2 protein-coding genes are annotated in these 3,858 nt (G+C 69.1%); both read left to right on the top strand.

What is annotated here, in order from left to right:
- The coding region (hrpA, locus tag RMO30_RS10910; RefSeq protein WP_309713235.1) for an ATP-dependent RNA helicase HrpA at positions 1-2,479 on the top strand (2,479 nt) is incomplete at its 5' end.
- 40 nt (positions 2,480-2,519) lie between these two features.
- A partial coding sequence (locus tag RMO30_RS10905) for a formate--tetrahydrofolate ligase (protein WP_309713232.1) occupies positions 2,520-3,858 on the top strand: 1,339 nt, incomplete at its 3' end.

The following is a 3,858-nucleotide window of genomic DNA, read 5'->3' as shown; positions in this document are numbered from 1 at the left end:
CCCGCCGCAGGCGGACGCGTCTCGAAACCAGGGCGGTCGGCTCACCAGCACCGGACGGATGCTGTCCCAGCTACCGGTGGACGTCAGGTTTGCGCGCATGCTGGCCGAGGCGAAGCGGCACGGGGTCGTGCGCGAGGTGGCGGCGATCGTCGCGGGGTTGAGCATCCAGGATCCGCGCGAGCGACCTCTCGAAAAGCGCCCGCAGGCCGACCAGCAGCACGCCCGATTCGTCGACCCGTCGAGCGACTTCGTGACACTGCTCAACCTCTGGAATCACCTCGAGAAGGAGCAGAGGGAACGCTCGAGCAGCGCGTTCCGCCGGATGTGCAAAGCCGAGTACCTGAACTACCTGCGGGTGCGTGAGTGGCACGACTTGTACCGCCAGATCCTGAGAGCTGCGAAACCGCTCGGGTTGGTGCCGGGCAACCCGTCGACCGACGCCGATGCCATCCATCGTTCCTTGCTCGCCGGGTTGCTCAGCCGCCTCGGGATGCGCGACCGCGAGAAGCGGGACTTCCTCGGTGCGCGCGGGCAGCGGTTCCAGGTCTTTCCCGGCTCGGCGCTTGCGAAGAAGACGCCCGAGTTCGTGATGGCGGCCGAACTCGTGGAAACGAGCCGGCTGTTTGCGCGCACCGTCGCGGCGATCGATCCGGCGTGGGCCGAGAAACTCGCGGGCGACCTGGCGAAACGCTCGTACTCCGAACCGCACTGGGCGAAGAAGCAGGGCTCGGCGGTCGCATTCGAGCGGGTGACCCTCTTCGGGCTCCCGATCGTCGCGCGCCGCACAGTGCAACTGGGGCGCATCGACCCGCTGGAGGCACGCGAGCTGTTCCTGCGCAACGCCCTCATCGAAGGCGACTGGCCGTTCGTCATCCGCGGCAACGGACTGTACGACTTCGATCGGGCGAATCGCCGCCTGCGAGACGAGCTGGGCGAGGTCGAGGAGCGCACCCGACGTCGCGACATCCTCGCCGACGACGAAACGATGATCGACTTTTACGACGCCCGCATCCCGCGCGAGATCACCGACGTGCGCGCCTTCGAACGCTGGTGGAAAGACACCCGCGCCAGCACTCCCGACCTGTTGACGATGACGCGGGCCGACCTCCTCGACGAGGGAATCGACGAGACCCTCGATCCCGACGCGTTCCCCGACCGGTTGCACGGCTTCGCGCTGCGGTACCGCTTCGAGCCGGGCGCGCCCGACGATGGCGTCACCGTCGAGATCCCCGTCGAGCGTCTCGCCGCCGTCGATGGCGCACCGTTCGAGTGGCTCGTGCCGGGCCTTCGGGAGGAGCTGATCACGGCGCTGCTGAAGGCGCTGCCGAAGGCGCTGCGTAAGAACGTGGTTCCCGCCGCCGATTGGGCGCGGCGGTTGCTCCCCACCCTGAACCTCGACGAGCCGGTGTTGCCCGCGCTCGCCGCCGCAATCCGCACCGCGACGCACACGGTGGTCGATCCGGCGGCTTTCGAGCTCGACCGGGTGTCGGCGAACCTGCGGATGACCTACGCCGCGGTCGACCGTTCCGGAAAGAGACTGGGCAGCTCGAAGTCACTGTCGGAGCTGCGGGAGCGGTTCGCCGAGAAGACCCGCGCGACGGTGGCGAAGGTCACCGCGAAGGCCACGCCGGGGCGCGAGCTCGAACGCGCCGACCTCACGACCTGGGATCTCGACACCCTCCCCGCGGTCGTCGAGGCGGGCGGAGTGCGCGGCTTCCCGGCCCTTGTCGACGCCGGCTCGTCGGTGGCGGTGCGGGTTTTCGCGACCGAAGAGGAAGCGGCGACAGCTCACCCGCGCGGGGTGCTACGCCTCCTCGCCCTGACGGTGCCGAACCCGGTGAGCTACGTGCGCGACCACCTCACGGATGCCGAGAAGCTCGCCCTCGCCGCGAGCCCGTACCCGTCGACCGCCGCCCTCTGGGACGACGCGCTGCTCGTGACGCTCGCGGCGGCCACAGGCTCCCGTGCCCCGCGCGACCGGGCCGCCTTCGAGGCGCTGCGCACCGAGGTCTCGGCGGGCCTCCTCGACGCTCTCTTCGACACGGTCGCGCTCATCGCGAAGGTGCTGACCGCGGCACGTGAGGTCGACCGTACGATCACCGCCGCATCCTCACTCGCCTTCATGGGTCCGCTCACCGACGCGCGCGGCCAGCTCGAGGCACTCGTGCATCCTGGTTTCGCCGGCATCGCCGGGGTGGCGCGCCTGCGCCGGATGCCGGTCTACCTCGCAGGCCTGCTGCACCGGGTCGCCCGGCTCGCCGACAACCCCGGCCGTGACCGTTCGTGGCAGACCGAGGTCGAACAGGGCGAGAATCTCTACCTGGACGCCGGAGGAACTCTGCCCCTGACGACCGCGACGCCCGCGCGGCTCGCCGAGGTGCGCTGGATGCTCGAAGAGTTGCGACTCTCCCTCTTCGCTCAGCACCTCGGCGCGGCCGGCCCGGTCTCGGTGCCGCGCATCCGAAAGGCCCTGGCCTGAGCAGGGACAGATCGGGCAGGGCGCCGGTAGCGTTGCCGCCATGCTGTCCGACCTCGCGATTTCGCGCGCTGCGATCCGTCGTCCGCTCGCCGACGTTGCCGCCGACATGGGCATCGGCCCCCACCTTCTCGAACCGTACGGACCGGCGGCGACGAAGATCTCCCTCGATGCGATCGACGAACTGAAGGACCGGCCACGAGCCAAGTACGTCGTCGTCACCGCGATCACACCGACTCCACTCGGGTCGGGCAAGACGACGACCACCGTGGGGCTCGGTCAGGGTTTCAGGCACATCGACAAGCTCGGGATCGTCGCCATCCGGCAGCCATCCATGGGGCCGACATTCGGCATCAAGGGGGGCGCCGCCGGCGGCGGCTACTCCCAGGTGGTGCCGATGGAGGCGCTCAACCTTCACCTGACCGGCGACATGCATGCGGTGACGGCGGCCCACAACCTGCTGTCGGCGATGATCGGCAACCACATCCACAAGGGAAACCGTCTCGGGTTCGACCTGCACGAGATCACCTGGCGACGGGTGCTCGACGTCAACGACCGCGAACTGCGCAACATCGTGACCGGGCTGGGCGGCGCCGACGACGGCAATCCGCGGCAGACCGGTTTCGACATCTCGGCAGCCAGCGAGGTGATGGCGTTGCTGTCGCTGTGCACCTCGTTGCGGGATCTCCGCGAGCGGATGGGACGAATCGTCGTCGGCTCCAACCGTGCCGGCGAGCCGATCACGGCGGAGATGCTCAAAGTGGCCGGCGCCATGACGGTGCTGCTCACCGACGCCATCAAGCCGAACCTGATGCAGACCGCCGAACAGACGCCCGTGCTCGTGCACTGCGGGCCATTCGGCAACATCGCCACCGGAAACTCCTCGGTCGTCGCCGACCTCATCGGCATCCATGCCGGCGACTACCTCATCACCGAGGCGGGCTTCGGGGCCGACATCGGCGCGGAGAAGTTCTTCAACATCAAGTGCCGGGCCTCCGGGCTGACCCCCGACGCTGCCGTCATCGTCGCGACGGTGCGCGACCTGAAGACCCACTCGGGCAAGTACCGGGTCGTCGCCGGCCGGCCGCTGCCCCCCGAGATGCTCGCCGAGAATCCCGACGACGTGCAGGCCGGGGCAGCGAACCTGCGCCAACAGATCGCCAACGTCCGACGACACGGAGTCACGCCGGTCATTGCGGTGAGCGCGTTTCCCACCGACCATGCGAGTGAGCATCGGGCGATCATGGCTGTCGCGGCCGAGGAAGGCGTGCGCGCGACCATCACCCACCACTTCACCGAAGGCGGCAAGGGTGCGGCCGAGCTGGCTGAAGCGGTTGCTGAGGCGTGCGCGGAACCGTCGGGCTACCACCGGCTCTACCCCG

The organism is Pseudolysinimonas sp. (assembly GCF_031389465.1).
GTDB lineage: Bacteria > Actinomycetota > Actinomycetes > Actinomycetales > Microbacteriaceae > Pseudolysinimonas_A.
Note: the sequence above shows the minus strand (reverse complement) of the source record. Positions and strands in the feature narration are given on the sequence as shown.